Origin of the sequence: Rhizobium sp. SSA_523 (genome assembly GCF_030435705.1) — a bacterium.
Taxonomy (GTDB): Bacteria; Pseudomonadota; Alphaproteobacteria; order Rhizobiales; family Rhizobiaceae; genus Neorhizobium.
Genome location: NZ_CP129381.1, coordinates 1,122,578 through 1,142,538, shown reverse-complemented (window position 1 = coordinate 1,142,538; position 19,961 = coordinate 1,122,578). Strand labels below are relative to the sequence as shown.

Genomic DNA, 19,961 nt, shown 5'->3' with positions numbered 1-19,961 from the left:
CACCTTCTCCTGCTATTGCCACATGCCGCGCATGCGCGCGCCGACATCGATCCTGATCTGCCGGGCGCTGCGCTCGGCGGCGGCCGCCGATAGTTTCGGCCAGCTGGTCGCCTCGAAAAACTGCAGCAGCGTCGCCGGGATGAACCGCGTGCGGGACGCATAGACATGCCGGTCGCCCTGGGCATTCTGCCCATGCGTGAAGAACCGCTGCGGCGTGATGAGGGAAAGATTGTCCCGCGCCCTTGTCATGCCGACATAGAGCAGGCGCCGCTCCTCCTCCAGTTCGGCCGTCGTGCCGGCGCCCAGATCAGAGGGAATGCAGCCGTCGACCACGTTGAGCAAGAAGACCGCCCGCCATTCCTGCCCCTTGGCGGAATGAATGGTCGAGAGGATCAGATAGTCTTCATCGCGCAGCGGTACGCCGGCCTGATCGCTCGTCGCATCCGGTGGATCGAGCGTCAGTTCGGTCAGGAAGCGTTCGCGGCTCGGATAGCCACCTGCGATCTGCTCCAATTGCAGAAGGTCGCCCTTGCGCGTATCGGCATCCTCGTGAATGCGGTCGAGATGCGGTTCATACCACTGCCGAGCCAGGCCGATCTCGCCTGGCCAACCGCCGTCCGCCTTGCGAAGGCCAGACAGCAGCGCAATGAAGGCCGGCCAATCCTCGCCGGTCTTGGGCGGCGCCGGAATTTCGGACAGCGAGTGGAGGGGCTCCGGATCCTGTGCGATCGTGTCGAGGATGCGAGCGGCCGTCTGCGGTCCGATTCCCGGCAGCATCTGAAGGAGACGGAACCCGGCCACGCGATCGCGCGGGTTCTGGGCGAAGCGGATGGTCGCCAGCAGATCCTTCACATGCGCGCTGTCGAGGAATTTCAGGCCGCCGAATTTCACGAAGGGAATATTGCGGCGGGTGAGTTCCACTTCGAGCGTGCCGCTATGGCTGGAGGTGCGAAACAGCACGGCCTGCTGCTTCAGCGGCATGCCGACTTCGCGATTGGCCAGAACCTGCTCGACGATGTAACCGGCCTGGTCCGTCTCGTCCTTGACGGTGACCAGGAGCGGACGCTGCTCCGACTGCCGCTCGGTCCACAGGTTCTTGGTGAACCTCTCGCGGGCAAGATCGATGACGCCGTTGGCGGCGGCCAGGATTGGCTGTGTCGAGCGGTAATTGCGGTCAAGCGTGATGACATCGGCAGGATCGGGCGAGAAGGACGCAGGAAAATCCAGGATATTGCGCACCGTCGCGGCCCGGAAGGAATAGATCGACTGGGCATCGTCGCCGACCACGGTCAGGCCCCGGCCGGCCGGTTTCAGACCGAGCAGGATGGAGGCCTGGAGCCGGTTGGTGTCCTGATATTCATCCACGAGCACGTGATCGAAGCGCCCGCCAATATCCTCGGCCAGATCAGGATCGGACATGACCTGCGCCCAGTAAAGCAGGAGGTCATCGTAATCGAGGACATTCTGGGCCTGCTTGGCATCCACATAAGCGGCGAAAAGCTGTTTCAACTGCGCTTCCCAGCCGACCGCCCAGGGATAGGCGGATTTCAGCACCGCATGGATCGGGCTCTCGGAATTGACGACGCGCGAATAGATCGCAAGGCAGGTGCCCTTGGTCGGAAAGCGGCTTTCGGTCTTGGAAAAGCCGAGCTCGTGGCGCACGAGGTTCATCAGGTCGGCGCTGTCTTCGCGATCATGGATGGTAAAATCGACATCGAGGCCGATCTGCTCGGAATAGATGCGCAGGAGGCGCGCACCGATCCCGTGAAACGTGCCGGCCCAGGCGAGAGCATCGGTCATGATTGCGGCATTGTCTCCCAGAACCTGCCGGCAGATGCGCTCCACCCGTCGACCCATTTCCGAGGCGGCGCGGCGCGAAAATGTCATCAACAGAATCCGCCGGGGATCCGCGCCGTTGACGATGAGATGGGCCACCCGGTGCGCCAGCGTATTCGTCTTGCCGGAGCCCGCACCGGCAATGATCAGCAAGGGACCGCCGATGACGCCCTTTTCCGGGCCGACACCATGCTCCACAGCCAGACGCTGCCTGTCATTGAGCTTTTCAAGATATGCCGTCATGTGTCCCCAGAATGCACTCTCTACAAATCCCGCCGGATTGGCCTATCTGCCCCGCCAGCTGAATGCCGTTCGCGGGCGGATGCGCCGCAGACCCGGCCGACGCCGAAGCCAAGCGGCGACCGCCTGTCCCGGATCCTCGGTTAGAATAGTCGGAACAAATAACGAACATAGCAGGATGGCCGTCCGCTGCAAAGCCCTGACTTCGAAGGTGTGTCAGTCGGCGAGCGGAAAGGCGCCGGAGACGCGGGACAAAAGCCGCTGCATTCGCCTGACCATGGGCGAAAGCACGCAGGGCTTTGGCGGCTTGCCTGCCGCCTCTCCTCAAAGGTTCCGCAGGTTCAGCCGCGCGATCAGCGGCAGGAGCTGGTCGCGCGCGTGCTGGCGGTGATGGCGTGCCGCGCCGCTTGCCTTTTCCGCGTCGCCCGCTTCGATGCCGGCGATGATGGCCAGATGCTCCTTGGATGATTGAGACGGCAGAGGCCGGAGCGTCAGGGTAAACATGCGTGCCCGGTGCAACTGGTCGGCCACCGTGCCCGCCATCCGCATCAGGCGGCGATTGCCGCTGCTGGCCACCAGCAGCTCGTGGAAATGTTCGTCCGCCAGCGCCCATTCCTTCAGGTCCTCCTTCATGAGGGCCTTATCCATGGCAGAGGTGGCCTGGCGCAACTGCTCGGCCACAGGCTGTCTCTGTTCGGGAGGAAAAGAGGCGATGCGGGCGGCGGCTGCGCCCTCCAGCGCGATGGTCACCTCGTAGATCTCGTCGATATCGGTTGCCGACAGGGCCCGGATGATGATGCCTTTTTTGGGAAGAATGCGGACCAGCCCATCCTCCTGAAGGCGCGCCATGGCTTCGTGCACGGGCGTGCGGCTCATGCCGAGCTGGCGGGCGATTTCAACCTCGGCCGCCTGGTAGCCGGGCGGAAAGACATTGGAGCGGATCGCTTCGCGTATGGCCTGATAGGCCGCCGTGACACGCCCGGCGCTCGAGGCCTCGGCAGGCGGCGCATCCTGATCGCCAATCGGGGCATACAGGTTTTCATTGGGTCTGATCATGGCCGCCTCGTTCATGTGCACATTCATCTTCTACGCGAAACGCCGTTGACAAGCAGCCAATCCTCTATAAATTCTTTCTTGCATGCAAGATAGCATGGAAGACATCCGGTGTGGAGGCAGCGGATCACGATCCACAGGAGGAGAGGATGACTATAATTCGCATGGCATTGGCCGCGGTGCTTGTAACGGGTGCCGCCGGCACCGCCGGAGCGCAGGCCGTTTACCCCGACAAACCGATCACCATCATGGTCCCTGCCGCGGCCGGCGGGCCGAGCGATGCGGTGGCGCGCCTGGTTGCACAGTCCATGTCGCAGACCCTTGGTCAGCAGGTCCTGATCGAGAATATGGGCGGGGCCGGCGGTTCTTTGGGCGCGGCCACGGTGGCGCAGGCAGAACCGGACGGCTATCGGCTTCTGCTCTACCATATCGGCACCGCGACCTTCGCGGCCCTCTACCCCAATCTGAGTTACAAGCCGATCGAGGATTTCTCCAGCATCGGGCTGATTACGGAAGTCCCGATGACGGTGGTGGCCCGCAAGGATCTCGCGCCGAAGAGCTTTCCGGATCTTCTGGCCTATCTGAAGGAAAACGGCCCCACCGTCACGTTCGGCACGGCCGGAACCGGCGCCGTGTCGCATCTGTGCGGCATGCTGCTGCAGGATGCGACGCAGTCCAAGATGACGCTTGTCCCCTACAAGGGCATGGGTCCGGCCATGACCGACCTCATCGGTGGCCGCATCGATCTTGCCTGCGACCAGACAACGAACACGGTAACGCAGATCAAGGCGGGTGAAGTGAAACCCTATGCGGTCACCACATCATCGCGCATCTCCATCCTGCCCGACCTGCCGACGGTCGCCGAAAGCGGCATTGCAGGCTTCGAGCTCAGCGCATGGCATGCGCTATGGGCGCCGAAGGGCACGCCGGAAGAGGTACGCGGCAAGCTGTCCGAGGCGCTCAAGATCGCCCTCAAGGATCCGGTGGTCATCGAGCGCATGGCAAGCCTCGGCACCACGCCGGTTGCCGAAAGCCAGGCAACGCCTGCAGCCCTCGATGCCAAGTTCAAGGCGGAGGTCGAGCGTCTGACGACGCTGATCGCGGCAGCCGGAAAATAAGCGATCCGGGCATCGGGCGGGATATGCTGCCCGATGCCGCCATGCACTATGAGCCCTGCGCTTCGCCGGTTCCGTTGCGGGGCCGGTTCTTCCGATCCGCCTTGCGGCGGCCATTGACCACAGCAACTTCAACAGTCGAGACGAAAATGCGCGCTTACAAGATTGCCGCCATTCCTGCCGATGGCATAGGACCAGAAGTGATTGCCGCCGGACTCCAGGTCCTGGAGGCGCTTGCCAAGCGAAGCGGCGACTTCACGATCGAGACGCAGAGCTTCGACTGGGGCTCGGACTATTACAAAAAGCATGGCGTGATGATGCCGGCCGATGGGCTTGAAACGCTCAAGGCATTCGATGCCATCTATTTCGGTGCGGTCGGCGCGCCGGATGTGCCTGACCACATCACGCTTTGGGGGCTGCGCCTGCCGATCTGCCAGGGCTTCGACCAATATGCCAATGTGCGGCCCACCAAGATCCTGCCCGGCATCACGCCGCCCTTGCGCAATTGCGGCCCCGGCGACCTCGACTGGGTGATCGTGCGCGAGAATTCGGAGGGCGAGTATTCCGGCCATGGCGGTCGCGCCCATCGCGGGCTGCCGGAGGAAGTGGGAACGGAAGTGGCCATCTTTACCCGCGTCGGCGTCACCCGCATCATGCGCTATGCCTTCACGCTGGCGCAGTCGCGTCCGCGCAAGCTCCTGACCGTCGTCACCAAATCCAATGCCCAGCGCCACGGCATGGTGATGTGGGATGAGATTGCAGCCGAAGTGGCACGCGAATTCCCGGATGTCACCTGGGACAAGATGCTGGTCGATGCAATGACGGTCCGCATGACGCTCAACCCGCAGAGCCTGGATACGATCGTCGCCACTAATCTGCACGCCGACATCCTGTCCGACCTGGCCGGCGCGCTGGCCGGCAGCCTTGGCGTGGCGCCCACCGCCAATATCGATCCGGAGCGGCGCTTCCCGTCGATGTTCGAGCCGATCCATGGTTCCGCCTTCGATATTACGGGCAAGGGGATTGCCAATCCCATCGCCACCTTCTGGACGGCGGCGCAGATGCTGGAGCACCTGGGCGAGCGCGAGGCGGCGGCCCGCCTGATGCAGGCCGTGGAACGGGTGACCGCCGCCGGGATACTCACGCCGGATGTCGGCGGCACCGCCAATACAAGGGAAGTGACGGAGGCCGTGTGCGAAGCAATCGCCGGCTCCAACATCCTGACCGGGTTGTGACCCTGGATCCCAAGACCTGAAGACAACGCAAGGGCGCGCGGCAGAGGGCGGCCGGACCGGGAGGAACAGCCATGGACAGAACCGAAAAACGCACCCGTCACGATGTCATCGCCGGTGCGATCTTCATCGCCATTGCGGCGTTCTTTGCCATCGAAGGGTGGCGCTATGAATTCGGCACAGCCCTGCAGATGGGGCCCGGCTTCTTCCCGATCGTGCTCGCCGGCCTGCTCGCTCTCCTGGGAGGCTTCGTCATGGCCGGCGGCTGGCGCAAGCCGCCGGAAGCGGCCGGCGGTCCAATACCTTATCGCGCCATGCTGCTCATTTGCGCAGCGCTCGTGCTTTTCGCTGCCGGTGCCCGCACGCTGGGCCTCGTTCCGCTCGTCTTCCTCTGTACCGTCCTGACGGCGCTTGCCAGCCCCAAGAACCCACCGCTCTCGGCCCTCGTGATGGGCCTTGTCATGACGGCGCTCTGCTACGCCGTCTTCAAGCTGGGGCTTGCGGTATCGCTGCCGAGCTTCGGCCCGATCTTCAAACTCTAGGGAGCAAGCCGCATGATGGATCTTCTGTCCAACCTGGCGCTCGGCTTCGACACCGCGCTCACCCCCATCAACATATTCTGGTGTTTCATCGGCGTTCTGCTGGGCACGCTGGTCGGTGTCCTGCCCGGTATCCGCCCGACGGCGACCATTGCCATGCTTTTGCCGATTACCTTCACCTTCTCGCCGGTGACCTCGCTCATCATGTTGTCCGGCATTTATTACGGTGCCCAATATGGCGGCTCGACAACGGCCATCCTGATCAATCTGCCGGGCGAATCCTCTTCGGCGGTGACGGCCATCGACGGCTACCAGATGGCGCGGAAAGGGCGGGCGGGCCAGGCTCTTGCCACGGCAGCGCTCGGCTCCTTCTTTGCCGGCTGCGTCGCGACGCTGCTGCTTGCCATTGCCGCGCCGCCGCTCGCCTCTGTGGCGCTGGAATTCGGCGCGCCCGAATATTTCGCCCTCATCGTGCTGGGCCTTCTGGTCTCGATCTCGCTGGCGCACGGCTCGGTGTTGAAAGCGCTCGGCATGATCTCCATCGGCCTGCTGCTCGGCACGGTGGGCCAAGACATCTATACCGGCGAGGAAAGGTTCACCTTCGGCTATCTGGAACTGTCGCAGGGCATCAATTTCGTCTCCGTTGCGGTCGGCGTCTTCGGTCTGGCGGAAATCTTCCGCAATCTGCAGAGCGATCAGGAGCGGGAGGTCGGCGTGAAGCACGTCACCCATCTCTGGCTGAGCAAGGCCGATCTTGCGCGTATCGTGAGCCCGGTCCTGCGCGGCACAGCACTGGGCTCCATTCTCGGCGTGCTACCCGGCGGCGGCCATGTGCTGGCCTCCTTCGCCAGCTATTCGATGGAGAAGAACCTGTCGAGAACGCCGCAGGAATTCGGCCATGGCGCGATCGAGGGCGTGGCCGGTCCGGAAAGCGCCAATAATGCCGCGGCGCAGACCTCGTTCATTCCGCTGCTGACGCTCGGCATCCCGGCCCATCCGGGCATGGCGCTCATCGTCGGCGCCTTCATCCTGCAGGGCATCACCCCCGGACCGGATGTCATCACCAGCCAGCCTGCCTTGTTCTGGGGCATTATCGCCTCCATGTGGATCGGCAACCTGCTGCTCGTCATCCTTAACCTGCCGCTGATCGGGCTTTGGGTGAAGATGCTGTCCATCCCCTATCGCGCGCTGTTTCCGGCCATCGTCATCTTCGCCTCGATCGGCTGCTATTCGATCAACAACAATCCCTTCGATGTCTACGCGATCATCGTCGCCGGTCTCATCGGCTACGCGCTGATCCGGGTCGGCTGCGAGCCGGCGCCGCTTCTGCTCGGCTTCGTGCTGGGCCCGCTTCTGGAAGAGCACCTGCGGCGGGCAATGATCATTTCGCGCGGCGATGCCACGGTCTTCCTGACCAATCCCATCGCCGCGTCGCTTCTGGCCGTCGGTCTCGTCTGCGTCGTCATCGCCCTCTTGCCCTCGATCCGCTCCAAGCGAGACCAGGTATTCGTCGAGGATGACTGATTGCCGGCGATCCCGGTCCAGGCTGTGGCGGCCCCGAGGCGGCTCGCCATCGCTCGCCGTCTGCATATGATCACTTTATGGGAGGAGATTTCTATGAAACACGTTCTGCCTGTGATGGGGCTGCTGGCCCTTGCCGCTTTCCCGCCAGACCATGCCATGGCGGGTTCGGCCGAGACGATTGCCGCTAGGCAGAAGATCTTCGGCGTCGAACATGTCGATCCGGTGAGCGGCGAGCTGCCGAAGAACAAGGTTCTGTTCTCCTGGCTGTCCAATTCGACCTTTGCCGCGTCCGTCGAAGGCCGGGTGGTCTATCTCGATACCTTCGTCACGCGGCTGGAGGTCGAACCGGGCCGCACGCCGATCGTCATCAAGGACATGGTGGATCTCGATCCGGAATCCATCCTGCTCGGCCATGGTCATGGCGACCACGCCGACAATGCCGCCTATATTGCCGCCAAGACCGGTGCGCGCATTTTCGCGACCAGCGAAACCTGCGGCGTCATGGCCAGCGATCTTGAGCGCATGCAGGCCGATCCCGCGATCATGCAGGATCCGGTGGCAAAGCTCGACCCCTCGGTGAAAGTGGATTGCGTTTCCGTCACCTCGGCGGGATCGACGCCGGGCACGGAGATCCTGCAGCTGGACGTGCTGGAGCCGAATGCCTGCACGATCGCCTTCCGCCACCTGCATTCGGTCGCGGTGCCGCCGGATAACGCCTTTCCGCCAACCCCGGTCAAGATCATCGTCGATCCGCGCGATGCCGATCTGTTTCCCAAGGGTGTCGCGCTGACCCCGGACGACAAGGCGTCCTCGCCGCTCACCGGCCAGATGAACCTCAAGACGATCGGCAAGCCCGGCGGCAGCGAAAGCCTGTTCTTCAGCTTTATCCTCCGCAATGGCAGTCATTTTTCCTTTGTCTGGCACAACAGCGCCGGCGCGCTGAAGGAAGGCAAGGGGCAGGGCTGGGACGGCACGCCGGAAGATGGGCAGCGTATCGTGGCAATCCTGAAGGCGCTGCCGCCGACGGACCTGCATATGGGCACAGCATCCAGCGGCAATTTCAACAATAATGGATTGCGCGACCTCATCCAGTATCAGGATGCGCTGAGGCCCAGGATCTATATTCCAAACCATCTGACCACCGGTACGGCGACGCGCGAGGCCTCTTCCATGTCCGTCTATGCCGGTTACCTGAAGCAGTTGGACCTGATGAACATGCCGAAGGACCAGCGCCCGGCGATCCGCTGGCTGATCGACCCGACCGATTATCTGAAGCCGATCGTCTTCGACACCACCGATCCGGTCTGGGACGATCCACGCAAGGAGACGATGATCGACCAGTTGTGCAAGCAGCCGGGCGGTGAGGTGCATATCCATTGATCCGAAGTGCCGCGTCGGCCGGCTGGTCTGCCTTTTGCCCGCGAACGGATTTGGGCGGTCTTGCACTTGTCAGCACCGGGCGGTCATTGTCTATGTCGCCACATGCATGTCCCGATCGGGATGGACACTGAGAACGGGACGACCATTCTTGCCGGGCAAAAGAGACTGAGGCGTCATGAAGCATCGCGCGTTATTGGAGACACTCTATCGGGCGGCTGTCGAGGCGGCGGATCCGCGGGTCGGAATTGCCAGGCATCTTCCGGAGCCACCGCGGGAGGGGCGCACGGTGGTGATCGGGGCCGGAAAGGGGGCTGCGCAAATGGCCGCGGCGCTGGAAAGCCTGTGGAGCGGGCCGCTTTCGGGGCTGGTGGTGACGCGCTACGGCTATGGCTGCAAGACCCGCGCCATCGATATTGTCGAGGCGGCCCATCCGGTGCCGGATGAGGCGGGGCTGGTGGCTGCCCGGCGTCTGCGGGATATGGTCAGGCACCTCCAGCCGGAGGATCTGGTCATTGCCCTCATCTGCGGCGGCGGCTCGGCATTGCTGCCGTCGCCGCCCGAGGGACTGACGCTGCAGGACGAGATCGCGCTCAACGAAATGCTGCTGGCATCCGGCGCGCCGATCTCGGCCATGAATGTCGTGCGAAAGCATTTGTCCACGATCAAGGGCGGCCGCCTGGCTGCCGCGACCAAGGCCCGCGTCGTCAGCCTCATCGTCTCCGACATTCCGGGGGACAATCCCGCTTTCGTCGCCTCCGGCCCCACGGTCGCCGATTCCACCACCCGCCAGGATGCGCTGGCGATCGTCGAGAATTACCGGCTGGAGCTGCCGCCGGCGATGATCGCGCATCTTCAATCGGCGGCTGCCGATGCCCCGCGTCCCGACGATCCCGTCTTCTCTCGCCACCAGCATCACGTCATCGCCTCGGCCGGCGTCTCCTTGCGCGCCGCCGCGGCGGTGGCGGAGGCCCATGGTTTCCCGCCCTTCATTCTCTCCGATGCGATGGAAGGCGAAAGCCGTGATGTCGCCTCGGTACACGCCGCAATGGCGCGCGAGGTTCTCGTCAACAATCAGCCGTTCCGCAGGCCGGCCGTGCTTCTGTCGGGCGGCGAAACCACGGTGACGATTCGCGGCAAGGGCGGCAAGGGCGGCCGCAACAGCGAATTCGCGCTGGCTCTTGCCCTCGGCATTGATGGCTGCGCCATCTCCGCATTGGCCGCCGATACTGATGGTATAGACGGCTCGGGAACCCATGCGGGCGCCTTTGCCGACGGCACGACAGTCCAGCGTCTGCGGGCGGCGGGCTCTGATGCGCGCCAGGTGCTGGCGCGCAATGACAGCTATACCGCCTTCGAGGCGCTCGGCGACCTCTTCGTGACCGGACCGACGGGCACTAATGTCAATGATTTTCGAGCTCTTGTCATCGAATAGGATCGCGGAGGCAGAAAAACGGGCTTTCCGGCCGAGACCGCCGGTCATGCAGGCCGGTCTTGCCGCGCTGTCGGGCGCAGGATCGGCAGTTCGAAGGAGAAAAGACTCCCGGGTTCCTGCGGCAGGGCTTTCAGATGCCCGCCATGTGTTTCGATGATGGATCGGCAGATCGAAAGGCCCATGCCCATGCCGCTCGCCTTGGTCGTATACATGGGCTCGAAGAGCCGCTCGGCGGAGGCGGGTGCTATCCCCGTGCCGAAGTCGCGCACCGCAACGACAATGGTGTCCTGGCAGAGGGACGATGACAGGATGACGCGCCGCCTTTCCCTGGGTAGCGCTTCTACCGCCTCCATGGCATTGGTCAGCAGATTGAGAACCACCTGTTTCAGTTGCGTGGCATCGCCGCATATTTTTGCCGGCCGCGCCGCAAGCTCGCATAGGAGCTCGACGCCCTGTCGTTCGACCTCCGCGCCGGCGATCCGGATGACGTCGGCGATCAGATCGTCGAGGCAGACGGGCCGTTCGTCACCGGGTGCCTGTTTTGCAAGCGCGCGCAGGGCACGAATAATGTCATGGGCACGGTCGACGCTCGCAGAGATGGCGCTCAGGCTGCTGACCGCCTCCTCGAGATCCGGTTGCGCGCGCTGGAGCCAGCGGAGACTGGCACCCGCATTCGAGGCGATCGCCGCCAGGGGCTGGGCGATCTCATGCGTCACGGACGCCGCTATGCCGCCCAGGATCGTCAGGCGCGCGCTCCTTTCGAGCTCTCCTCTGGCAGAGGCAAGCGCTGCTTCGCTTCGCGCCCGCAAATCGTTCTCCTGCACAAGGCGCGCGTGAAGTCTGGCATTTTCGAGAGATATGGCGGCCTGCGAGGCGAGCAGCTTGACCAAAGCGAGGGCATCCGTGGCAAAGGCACCGTCGCGCCGGTCATTCTGGAGGCAGAGAAGTCCCGTCAGGTCGCCGCGACGCAGCAGCGGCACGCAGAGGAAATCGCCCCGGGCGGCGGCGGACTTCTCTGCAGCAGCCGCAAAGCCGAGCTCGGAGCGCGTTGCGATGAAGGGCGTACGGCTTTGCAGGGCCGCCCTGATCAGGGCTCGCGATGGTTCGGCTGCCTGCCATTCGTCCCCCGCCATGCTCACAAGGATGCGGTTCGTGTCGCGCAAGGCCCTTGCTTCCAGATGCAGCCTGCCGTCGCAGATCCGATACAGACAGCCGCTGCTGGCGCCCGAATGGTCAAGCATCTTGGTCATCAGCGTCTCGATCAACCGGTCGAGGTGGATGTCCTCCGTTAGCGTCAGCGCGATGTCGAGCGCCGTCTCGACATCGGTGTCCCGGCGCGCAGGGCTCATCGCGCCGTCTGCTAAACAGTTTTCCTGTCCGGATGCCCGGGTCAATGGCTGGCCTGCCGCGCCCGGCGATCCGCCAGGCCGGCTCGATCCGGTCTGGGAGGCCGCCTCCTCGGCGAAACGAGAGGCAAGGCTTGCATCGGACGGCATGACCAAGGCTTTTAGATGCCTGGACTTGCGCGGCAGTGCTATGTCGTAGAGAACCCAGTCCGCACCCTCGGCCACCGGCTTCCAGGTGCCGGTCCGGAGCAGGGTCTCGTCGGGGTCTTCGCCAAACACGATCAGGGGCTGCATGTCATCACGACCTGGGGCAGGACAATCGGGCCCTATCTGTACCATCCAGCCGGGGGGCGGCGTCTTTGCCTTATGTGCTGATGTTTGATCCCGGTTTGCTTGTTGATGCCGAGGGGTGATCGGCATTGCGGCGCCAGCCTTGGGCCATTATGATCGTCCGGTTCACTCCGGGCACCCCGATGTCGTCATTGCATGATCATGGCAGAATGAAGTTTCCCCAAGCCGGGGTCCTCGATTCCTCGGGAAGCCGGCAATGGAGGAACCTCGCCGCCGAAGTGCGGAATCACCCGGCAGGCGAATTACCCGCGATTTGTGGGAGCCAGATGGAGATCACCCTGGCCCTGCAGGGCACGCGGTCCGGCATCGTGCAGAGATGCGGCAATGGCGATCTCCAGAAGACACCTGCCCGGACGGGAACCCTGTGGTTTTGTCCGGTCGGCGTTCAGGAGGATTCAATCCGGTTGACCGAGGCGATCCCGCAGGTCCTGCATCTCTATCTTCCGGAAGAGCCCTTTCGCGCGGCATCCGAGCTTGCATCGCGGCCCGGCGGCTGTGACAGCATCGCCTATCTTGCGGATGTGCAGGATGAATTCGTCCGCCAGATCTGTCAGCGGATCCTGCTCGAGATGCGCTGCGAAACGGCGGCCGGCGACATGCTCGTCGAGCAATTGTCGATGGCGCTGACGCTTCACCTCCTGTCATCCTATTCGGGCAATTTCCTGCCCAGGGCCCCGCAGCAGGAAGGCGCCGGCGCCTTGAGCAAGGAGCGCCGGCAGCGTGTGATCGATTATGTGGAGACGTATCTGGAGACGGATTTTACCGTCGCCGAACTTGCGAGCGTTGCCTGCCTCAGCCGGTACCATTTCACCAGGGCCTTCAAGGCGACACTGGGAAAGACGCCGTCCGATTATGTTGCCGACCGACGCCTGGACCATGCCCGGTTGCTGCTTGAAGAGCCAGGCATCTCCCTCTCGGATATTGCCTTTCGCTGTCGCTTTTCCTCGCAGGCCGCTTTCAGCCGCGCCTTCCGTCGTCATGTCGGACTGACCCCCGGAGCCTATCGCAGGACGAAGCGCTGACGCCTGTCATGATCCTGCCGAACGGCTCCCTCCGCCTCCTGTTTTCCCGCATGCTCGAATTGCAAGGCTGCCGAGCCGTCGCCGAAGCATGCTTCGCTCTCAAGTGACAGGGCCTGGTCACGGTCTGCTGCCTGATGAACGAATGGCCTCTTCGACGCAGGCGAGGAGACGTTCCGCAGGATACGGCTTTTGCAGCACGCATAACCCGCCATGGGTTGCGCCGCGGATCGCGCCTTCGGCCATGGCTGTGATGACGATGAACGGCACGCGCTCTTGCCGGAAGCGCAGCACCGCGTAAAGATCCAGACCGCTCATGCCGCGCATCTGGACGTCCGCTATGACGCAATCCCATTGGCCTACAGGGCCGGCTGCTAGGAAATCTTCCGCCGAGACGAATGTCGCAACGCAATAGCCGCAGGAGCGAAGCAGGCTGCTGGTGGCGCGGAGAAGCTCGGCCTCGTCATCGATCACGCAAATGCGCCGGGGGATCTGCACCTGGTTTGCCAATCTCCGGCTGTGGCCGGTTTGCCTCTGCAGCCACCTTATGCGCTTGCAAAACGCCTTTCGATTATACGTGGGTTTAACCGGCCGCCGGCGTTGCGTTGAGACGGGTGAGCGCCTCATTCATCTTGACCAGATCGGCAAATGTGCGGGCCTGCATCTTGCGCATGATCTTGCCGCGATGGACCTTCACCGTGATCTCGCTCAAGGCGAGATGACCGGCGATCTGCTTGTTCATCAGGCCGCTGGTCACCAGCTCCATGACCTGCCGCTCCCGTGCCGTCAGGGAGCTGAAGCGCGCCCTGAGCTCCTCGTCCAGACGGATATCGTTCCGTGTCGCGGCGCGCCTGCGGCATGCGCAGGCCACTGCATCCAGCATGTCCTGGTCGCGATATGGCTTCGACAGGAAATCGGCCGCTCCCGCCTTCATGGCCCTGACCGACATGGGAATATCCCCATGGCCCGTCACGAAAACAACCGGGATGTCGACGCCCATTGCAACCAATGTCTGCTGGAAATCGAGGCCGCTGGTAAAGGGCAGGCGAACGTCGAGAATCAGGCAATCTGCCTCCTGCAGACCGGCCGGGTCGTCACAGAGATCCGCCGTGGCGGCGAAGCACCGCACTCGGTAGCCGACGGATCGAAGCAGATTGTCGATCGCGGTTCGTATGATCGGTTCGTCGTCGACAACAAGAACGAGAGGGGTTTGCGTCATGCTGGAACCGATCGATCGTGATGGTTGGCCTGTGGCGCGACACCCTGTCCGCGCGCGACAGGGAAAGTGTGAGCCATCGCAGGTCCCGGTATCGCTGCCGATCCCGGCGAGCCAGCGCCCTCAGCCCCGCCTGCGATCCGGATTCCGGCAGGTCCCGCCAGGCCCTTTTGCCGAGAGATCTTTCCTTAGCCGCCGGCCTGCGGTGCCGCAACTATACCTTGGTATGTGCGCCTAGCACCCTCGTCTGGTGTCTATCGCTCACGGTACAATATCTTTGCCCGGCCGGACCATGGATGATCTCCAGCAGATAAGCCACAATCCAATGGAGGTCACCATGTCCACGATGCACGTCCGGGTCAACGAAATGGAACGAGGCGGGGAGGTCCATCCGGCGGCCCTGCTGACGGGATCCGGCGATCAAGTGGCCCATCTTCTGGCCAAGGCGATGTCGCTGGCCGAGCGGGAAGGCGATGCCGCGCTGGATCTTGTCAGGCGGGCGGCCAATCTTGTCGGGCAGCATTCGGGCATTGATCGTCCAGTCGCCCCTGCCGTCCAGCCGCAGGGCGGACTTGCGCCCTGGCAGGCCGAGCGCGTCAGACGGTTCATCGATGCCGATCCGGCAGCCCGCATGACCTCGGATGATCTGGCGAGGCTTGTCCGCCTGAGCACGAGCTATTTTTCGGCCGCCTTTAAAGTCTCGTTCGGCACGTCGCCACACAATTATATCTGCCGCCGCCGTGTCGGGCGTGCGAAGGACCTGATGCTGGAGAGCAATGCCGCTCTTTGCGAAATCGCCCTCGATTGCGGTTTTGCCGACCAGTCCCACCTCTCGCGCGTGTTTCGCCGCGTGACGGGAACGACGCCAGCGGCCTGGAGGCGGCAGCGCAGGATCCATCGGGCAGCCGAGACCTGACGACGCTGCCCGGCCAGGCTGCCGCCCCATCGCGCCGGCGGCCGGGCTAAAGCCACGGTTTCCATCCCTGTCGTTCTGGATCATGCCGCTCCCCGCAGGAGCGGCTTTCCCGTTGTGCTGATCGGCGACAAGGCAAATCGCGCCGAGACGACCGTCACCTGCTCGCTGCCGCCCAGGATTTCAAGGATGCGATGCGGTGCGATGACTGGACGCGCTGAGGGCTGTATGGATCTGTGACACGACCGCCGCACCCTCGCCCACGGCCGCCGCGACGCGCTTGGTCGAGCCTGCCCGCACATCGCCGATTGCAAAGACATTCGGCAAGCTTGTCTCGAGGGGGAGGGGCTGCCGGCTGTGGCCGCACTGGCTGTCGAAGGACTGGCCGGTCACGATGAAACCCTTGGCATCGGTCTGGACGCGATCGCTGATCCAGCCGGAATTCGGATCGGCCCCGATGAACAGGAACATGTGATGGATCGGCAGCGTGGTGCTGCTGCCGTCGAGGCGATTGCGCAGCGTGGCGGAAGTCAGCCCCTGGCTAGGCTCGCCCGCGATAGCCTCCACCTCGCAATGTATGTGGAAGATGACGTTGGGCAGGGCGTGGATGCGGTCGATCAGATATTGCGACATGGTTTCCTCCAGGCCCCGACGCACCACAAGATGCAGGTTTCTGACCTGCGGTGCCAGAAACACGATCGCCTGGCCCGCAGAGTTGCCGCCGCCCACCAGGACCACGTCCTGACCGGCGCAGAGCTTGGCTTCGATCGGAGAGGCCCAATAGGAAACGCCGGCGCCTTCGAAAGCGGCGATCCCGCTCACATCCGGGCGTCGATAGCGGGCGCCGGAGGCGATCACGACGCAGCGGGCCTGAACGCGGCGCCCCTCTGCAAGCTCCAGCGTCAGCGGATCGTCAACCACCTGTGGCGGATGAAGGCTCTGGACGGCCACCGGGAGAACCATTTCGGCGCCGAACTTGAGCGCCTGGTTGTAGGCGCGGGCGGCCAGGGCATGGCCGGAAATTCCGGTGGGAAAGCCGAGATAGTTTTCGATGCGTGACGAGGCACCCGCCTGTCCGCCGACGGAGCGTTCATCGATGACGACGACATCGAGCCCTTCCGATGCAGCATAGACGGCTGTCGCCAGGCCGGAGGGGCCGGCACCGACAACGGCGACATCGAAGATCCGGCCGGCCGGCAGGTCAGGCGTCATGCCGAGCGATCTTGCGGCTTCGGCATCTGCCGGATTTTTCAGGATGCTTCCGTCCGGGCATACCATCAGCGGCAATTCGGACGGCTGGATGCCGAGCCGTTCCATCAGCGCCTTGCCTTCGCCCTCGATAGAGGCGTCGAGGACCGTGTAGGGAAATCCGCCGCGCGTCAGAAAACCCTGCAGGCGCGACAGCCCGGCAGTGCCGGCGACGCCGATCAGGACCGAGCCGGCGCCGGCATCGATCAAGCCGACGCGGCGCAGAATGAGCGCGCGCATGATGATCTCGCCAACTTCGGCGGCGCTGATCACCAGGGCGCGCAAATGTGCGGCATCGAAAGGCAGTGCCGTGCAGCCACTCGCTCCGGCACGCGCGCCGGCAAATGTCGGCCGCCCCGACAACTGGTTGACCTCGCCCGACAACTGGCCGGCGCCGTGGCTGGTGATCGGCGCCTCGCCGGAAAGCCCCTCATGCCGAAAGACATCCATCGAGCCGTCGAGAACCAGCCAGGCGGGCGCCGTCTTGTCACCCACCCTGTAGATGAACGCGCCCGGTTCAAACCGCGTCGCGGGGCCGCTTGCAAAGCGCTTTCCCGTCTCGATCTGCTGCTGCGTGAGGACTGGAAACATCTGGTGGTGCCGTGAGCTCAGATCTGGCATCGGTCGTCCCTCACTTTCGTCTGCGCGTCGCATGGCCAATGCTTTGCCGGCCGATCAATAGAAGCGGGGGATCGGCCCTCGCTGCGGCGTCTGGTCCGGGAGGTCGATGACAGTCTCGTCGACATAGCACCATCCCCACCCTTCCGGCGGATCATAGCCTTCGATGATCGGATGGCCGGTTGCGTGAAAATGCGCGGTGGCGTGACGTCCGGGCGACTGATCGCAGCAGCCGACATGGCCGCAGCTTCGGCAGAGGCGCAGATGAAGCCAGACCTGCCCCGTCTTCAGACACTCCTCGCAGCCGAGCGTCCGGGGACTGACGGTTTCGATGCTCGCAACATGGGTACAGCGGTAGGTCATGATCCGTGCTCCTGCTTGGAGGCGCCCAACCGTAGCGCCAAAACATCAATGTCTCAGCGCCTGTTCGAGGCAATGGACCAGCTGATTGAAATCGACGGGCTTGCCCAGAAAGGCAAAGGCGCCGCCATCCATGGCGGCGGCCTTGGTCCGCTCGTCGCGATAGGATGTCATGAAGATCATCGGCGGCTTGGGCGCTGTCTGCGCATTCAGCGCCGCCTGCAACTCAATTCCGGTAAGGCCTGGCATCCTGACATCCACCAACATGCAGTCGATCCGGGCGCGGTCGGCATCGGCCAGAAAGGCTTCCGCGGAGGCAAACAGCCGGCTTTCGTAACCGCAGGACAGGACGAGATCGTCGAGGGCTTCCCTGATCGACGGATCGTCGTCCACAATGGCGATGACGGGTATCTTGGGCAATGGCTTGGGCCTTCTTGTTTGACTGCCCCCTTATGCGCCTTTAGATCCCGCCCTTGCACCATACAAGGGTGTAGGTTCCGCTGGTCATAGGCCCAGCATCTCCACCTTGCGCACCAGATCGGCGACCGACCGCGCCTCCATCTTGCGCATGACATTGCCACGGTGAAGCTTGACCGTGATTTCGCTGATGCCGAGATGGAAAGCGATCTGCTTGTTCATCAACCCTTGCGCCACCGCTGCCATGACTTCCCGCTCCCGCGGCGTCAGGCTTTTTGCAAGATCCAGGACAGCGCTGTTGGCGGCGGCGCGCTGGCGGTTCTCGCGGTCCTTCTCAAAGGCCGCGGCAACCGCATCAATGATGTCCTGATCGCGGAAGGGCTTGCCCAGAAAATCAACGGCGCCGGCCTTCATGGCCCGCACGGTCATGGGAATATCGCCATGACCGGTCATGAAGATGATCGGCATCCGGTTGCCGAGCTTTTCCAGATGCAGCTGGACGTCCAGGCCATTGCCGCCCGGCAGGCGGACGTCGAGCAGAATACAGCCGGGCCGCTCCAGATCGGCCTTCTGCAACAGATCCTGTGCCGTCTCGAAGGGAATGGCCTGCGTCGAAATGGTTGCGAAAAGATCGACCAGCGCCTCGCGGATGCCGGGGTCATCATCGACGACATAGACGACGGGGCCGTCCTGCATCCGACCACGGGAAGGCTTTCGCGCATCATTCATCGACAACCTCTCCCGGCCCGGATCGGGTTCAAAAGCACGACAGACAATGGCCTATCCCTTCTTCTGTGAAAGCGCTCCCTCGCATGCGTGCCGAGACGCAGAGAGGCACAGCTTTTATCTTCCGGGAGGCTAAATGAACCGAGAACTCGACGACATTATACATTGGTTTGGGTTGCTGGCTTCGGCATCAAGTCGGAAGATCAAGGTGCGGGATAAAGGCGGAGGATCAAGGTGCGCGACCAAGGTGCGCGAGCAAGGCCGAGGATCGTCAGCCGACGGGCCGGCACCATTGGTCGCGCCGAACTGTGGGGCAGGATAGCCTGGCGGGGCAGCCCCGCAGGACCTGGCAGGCGCGGGACGACCGCTGGCCGGTCCTGCGCCGGCCATTCGAGGATGTCAGGTCTGCTGAGGCTGGGCCTCAGGACCAATAGGCAGCCGCAGCGAAATCACGCTTGGTCAGTCCCCGCTCTGTCAGCATGATGCGGGCTCTGCGAGCCGCTTCGGCGGAGCCGGCGAGCCAGATGAAGCCGCCGCTGTCCTGCGGGAAGGCTTCCAGCGCCTGCAGAAGGTCGTCCACGCGCGTGACGCGCGGGTCGTTCCGCAGCTCGCAGAGATCCTCCGGCGAAGCCTGGACAAAGGCCTCAACGGGTCGGGCGGAAAGCGACAGCATGCGGATGATCGCGGGCAGCGCCGTCTCGTCACCGAACAGGAAGAGCGGCGTAACAGGCGGGCAGGATCCTCCGCCCGGCCCCATGATGCCGACGGTCTGGCCGATCGGGTTGCTCTCCGCCCAGGCCGATGTCGGGCTACCATCATGACGGAAAACGTCGAATTCCAGCCGGTTCCCCTGCTGTGCAACAGTCGTGTAGACCGGTTTGTGGAAGGCATCCTCACCCTCCGGCCAGACGGTGCGGCCGGATGCATTGATCCTCGGCCATACCGCTTGCCTTCCCTTCGGCGGAAGGAGAAGGCGGAAATGCAGGCTGCCGCTTCCAAATCGCTCGGCATCCTCGGCATCCTCGGCTTCCACGCAGACCCGCAGGAAATTCGGCGAGCGACGCTGCACGGCACTCACCGACATCAGAGACAGGCCGGGCGCCAGCGCACCATCCGCAACCTCGTCCCATTTCACGGCGAGCTTTTTCTCGTCGAAAAGTTCCGCCAGCGATTCCTGGAGCGTCAGAAGCAGGCGGCGCTCCGGTGCGGTGATGGTGATATGCACGTCACGCTCCACCTTCTGCAGCCGTGCTTCGCTGCTCCAGACGGAAAAGACGGCAAGATCCTCGGACATCTCGTATGGCACGTCCCAAAGTGCGGCGCGCTGCCGAAGGGCGTCGAAGACCGCGTCGGCATCGGCCTCAATAAAACCTTTCGTATTCAGCAAACCATGCAT

The 19,961-nt window shown here is 63.5% G+C and carries 18 protein-coding genes; 8 read left to right on the top strand and 10 right to left on the bottom strand.

What is annotated here, in order from left to right; genetic code table 11:
• Positions 1 to 12: 12 nt before the first annotated feature.
• Positions 13 to 2,079: an ATP-dependent helicase gene (locus QTJ18_RS06465; RefSeq protein WP_252754953.1), complete on the bottom strand. Its 2,067-nt coding sequence runs from the start codon at positions 2,077 to 2,079 to the stop codon at positions 13 to 15.
• A gap of 321 nt (positions 2,080 to 2,400) precedes the next feature.
• Positions 2,401 to 3,132, bottom strand: coding sequence for a GntR family transcriptional regulator (locus tag QTJ18_RS06460; protein WP_252754954.1), 732 nt, complete (start codon positions 3,130 to 3,132; stop codon positions 2,401 to 2,403).
• 146 nt (positions 3,133 to 3,278) lie between these two features.
• Between QTJ18_RS06460 and QTJ18_RS06455 the strand changes: the two genes are divergently transcribed.
• From QTJ18_RS06455 to QTJ18_RS06430, 6 genes are all read left to right on the top strand, one after another.
• On the top strand, positions 3,279 to 4,247 hold the full coding sequence (locus QTJ18_RS06455; RefSeq protein WP_252754955.1) for a tripartite tricarboxylate transporter substrate-binding protein: 969 nt from the start codon (positions 3,279 to 3,281) through the stop codon (positions 4,245 to 4,247).
• Between the two features lie 146 nt (positions 4,248 to 4,393).
• On the top strand, positions 4,394 to 5,479 hold the full coding sequence (locus QTJ18_RS06450) for a tartrate dehydrogenase (protein ID WP_252754956.1): 1,086 nt from the start codon (positions 4,394 to 4,396) through the stop codon (positions 5,477 to 5,479).
• Between the two features lie 71 nt (positions 5,480 to 5,550).
• On the top strand, positions 5,551 to 6,018 hold the full coding sequence (locus tag QTJ18_RS06445) for a tripartite tricarboxylate transporter TctB family protein (protein WP_252754957.1): 468 nt from the start codon (positions 5,551 to 5,553) through the stop codon (positions 6,016 to 6,018).
• A gap of 15 nt (positions 6,019 to 6,033) precedes the next feature.
• The gene (locus QTJ18_RS06440; protein WP_252755031.1) at positions 6,034 to 7,539 is read left to right on the top strand and encodes a tripartite tricarboxylate transporter permease; all 1,506 of its coding nucleotides are present in this window, start codon (positions 6,034 to 6,036) and stop codon (positions 7,537 to 7,539) included.
• Positions 7,540 to 7,632: 93 nt separating this feature from the next.
• A complete protein-coding gene (locus QTJ18_RS06435; protein ID WP_252754958.1) occupies positions 7,633 to 8,919 on the top strand; it encodes an MBL fold metallo-hydrolase in 1,287 nt (428 codons plus the stop codon).
• A 175-nt stretch (positions 8,920 to 9,094) separates the two neighbouring features.
• A complete protein-coding gene (locus QTJ18_RS06430; protein ID WP_252754959.1) occupies positions 9,095 to 10,351 on the top strand; it encodes a glycerate kinase type-2 family protein in 1,257 nt (418 codons plus the stop codon).
• Between the two features lie 44 nt (positions 10,352 to 10,395).
• Here QTJ18_RS06430 and QTJ18_RS06425 read toward each other — a convergent pair whose 3' ends face one another.
• The gene (locus tag QTJ18_RS06425; RefSeq protein ID WP_252754960.1) at positions 10,396 to 11,991 is read right to left on the bottom strand and encodes a sensor histidine kinase; all 1,596 of its coding nucleotides are present in this window, start codon (positions 11,989 to 11,991) and stop codon (positions 10,396 to 10,398) included.
• Positions 11,992 to 12,314: 323 nt separating this feature from the next.
• Between QTJ18_RS06425 and QTJ18_RS06420 the strand changes: the two genes are divergently transcribed.
• Positions 12,315 to 13,070 (top strand): AraC family transcriptional regulator, encoded by a 756-nt coding sequence (locus tag QTJ18_RS06420; RefSeq protein ID WP_252754961.1) that lies wholly within the window; start codon positions 12,315 to 12,317, stop codon positions 13,068 to 13,070.
• A gap of 117 nt (positions 13,071 to 13,187) precedes the next feature.
• Here QTJ18_RS06420 and QTJ18_RS06415 read toward each other — a convergent pair whose 3' ends face one another.
• A complete protein-coding gene (locus tag QTJ18_RS06415) occupies positions 13,188 to 13,541 on the bottom strand; it encodes a response regulator transcription factor (RefSeq protein ID WP_252754962.1) in 354 nt (117 codons plus the stop codon).
• Between the two features lie 109 nt (positions 13,542 to 13,650).
• Entirely contained in the window at positions 13,651 to 14,286 is a 636-nt protein-coding gene (locus QTJ18_RS06410) for a response regulator transcription factor (RefSeq protein ID WP_252754963.1), read from the bottom strand.
• A 334-nt stretch (positions 14,287 to 14,620) separates the two neighbouring features.
• Between QTJ18_RS06410 and QTJ18_RS06405 the strand changes: the two genes are divergently transcribed.
• Positions 14,621 to 15,199 (top strand): helix-turn-helix domain-containing protein, encoded by a 579-nt coding sequence (locus QTJ18_RS06405; protein WP_252754964.1) that lies wholly within the window; start codon positions 14,621 to 14,623, stop codon positions 15,197 to 15,199.
• 180 nt (positions 15,200 to 15,379) lie between these two features.
• Here QTJ18_RS06405 and QTJ18_RS06400 read toward each other — a convergent pair whose 3' ends face one another.
• From QTJ18_RS06400 to QTJ18_RS06380, 5 genes are all read right to left on the bottom strand, one after another.
• A complete protein-coding gene (locus QTJ18_RS06400; protein ID WP_252754965.1) occupies positions 15,380 to 17,065 on the bottom strand; it encodes an FAD-dependent oxidoreductase in 1,686 nt (561 codons plus the stop codon).
• A 54-nt stretch (positions 17,066 to 17,119) separates the two neighbouring features.
• Complete coding sequence (locus QTJ18_RS06395) at positions 17,120 to 17,425, bottom strand: UBP-type zinc finger domain-containing protein (protein ID WP_252754966.1); 306 nt, start codon at positions 17,423 to 17,425, stop codon at positions 17,120 to 17,122.
• Between the two features lie 45 nt (positions 17,426 to 17,470).
• Positions 17,471 to 17,842: a response regulator transcription factor gene (locus QTJ18_RS06390; RefSeq protein WP_252754967.1), complete on the bottom strand. Its 372-nt coding sequence runs from the start codon at positions 17,840 to 17,842 to the stop codon at positions 17,471 to 17,473.
• An 84-nt stretch (positions 17,843 to 17,926) separates the two neighbouring features.
• A complete protein-coding gene (locus tag QTJ18_RS06385) occupies positions 17,927 to 18,568 on the bottom strand; it encodes a response regulator transcription factor (RefSeq protein WP_252754968.1) in 642 nt (213 codons plus the stop codon).
• A 418-nt stretch (positions 18,569 to 18,986) separates the two neighbouring features.
• Positions 18,987 to 19,961: a siderophore-interacting protein gene (locus tag QTJ18_RS06380; RefSeq protein WP_252754969.1), complete on the bottom strand. Its 975-nt coding sequence runs from the start codon at positions 19,959 to 19,961 to the stop codon at positions 18,987 to 18,989.

Excerpts from the sequence above, each read along its gene's own strand:
- QTJ18_RS06465 (WP_252754953.1), bottom strand. The coding sequence starts at position 2,079 with ATGACGGCATATCTTGAAAAGCTCAATGACAGGCAGCGTCTGGCTGTG.
- QTJ18_RS06460 (WP_252754954.1), bottom strand. The coding sequence starts at position 3,132 with ATGATCAGACCCAATGAAAACCTGTATGCCCCGATTGGCGATCAGGAT.
- QTJ18_RS06455 (WP_252754955.1), top strand. The coding sequence starts at position 3,279 with ATGACTATAATTCGCATGGCATTGGCCGCGGTGCTTGTAACGGGTGCC.
- QTJ18_RS06450 (WP_252754956.1), top strand. The coding sequence starts at position 4,394 with ATGCGCGCTTACAAGATTGCCGCCATTCCTGCCGATGGCATAGGACCA.
- QTJ18_RS06445 (WP_252754957.1), top strand. The coding sequence starts at position 5,551 with ATGGACAGAACCGAAAAACGCACCCGTCACGATGTCATCGCCGGTGCG.
- QTJ18_RS06440 (WP_252755031.1), top strand. The coding sequence starts at position 6,034 with ATGGATCTTCTGTCCAACCTGGCGCTCGGCTTCGACACCGCGCTCACC.
- QTJ18_RS06435 (WP_252754958.1), top strand. The coding sequence starts at position 7,633 with ATGAAACACGTTCTGCCTGTGATGGGGCTGCTGGCCCTTGCCGCTTTC.
- QTJ18_RS06430 (WP_252754959.1), top strand. The coding sequence starts at position 9,095 with ATGAAGCATCGCGCGTTATTGGAGACACTCTATCGGGCGGCTGTCGAG.
- QTJ18_RS06425 (WP_252754960.1), bottom strand. The coding sequence starts at position 11,991 with ATGCAGCCCCTGATCGTGTTTGGCGAAGACCCCGACGAGACCCTGCTC.
- QTJ18_RS06420 (WP_252754961.1), top strand. The coding sequence starts at position 12,315 with ATGGAGATCACCCTGGCCCTGCAGGGCACGCGGTCCGGCATCGTGCAG.
- QTJ18_RS06410 (WP_252754963.1), bottom strand. The coding sequence starts at position 14,286 with ATGACGCAAACCCCTCTCGTTCTTGTTGTCGACGACGAACCGATCATA.
- QTJ18_RS06405 (WP_252754964.1), top strand. The coding sequence starts at position 14,621 with ATGTCCACGATGCACGTCCGGGTCAACGAAATGGAACGAGGCGGGGAG.
- QTJ18_RS06400 (WP_252754965.1), bottom strand. The coding sequence starts at position 17,065 with ATGCCAGATCTGAGCTCACGGCACCACCAGATGTTTCCAGTCCTCACG.
- QTJ18_RS06395 (WP_252754966.1), bottom strand. The coding sequence starts at position 17,425 with ATGACCTACCGCTGTACCCATGTTGCGAGCATCGAAACCGTCAGTCCC.
- QTJ18_RS06385 (WP_252754968.1), bottom strand. The coding sequence starts at position 18,568 with ATGAATGATGCGCGAAAGCCTTCCCGTGGTCGGATGCAGGACGGCCCC.
- QTJ18_RS06380 (WP_252754969.1), bottom strand. The coding sequence starts at position 19,961 with ATGCATGGTTTGCTGAATACGAAAGGTTTTATTGAGGCCGATGCCGAC.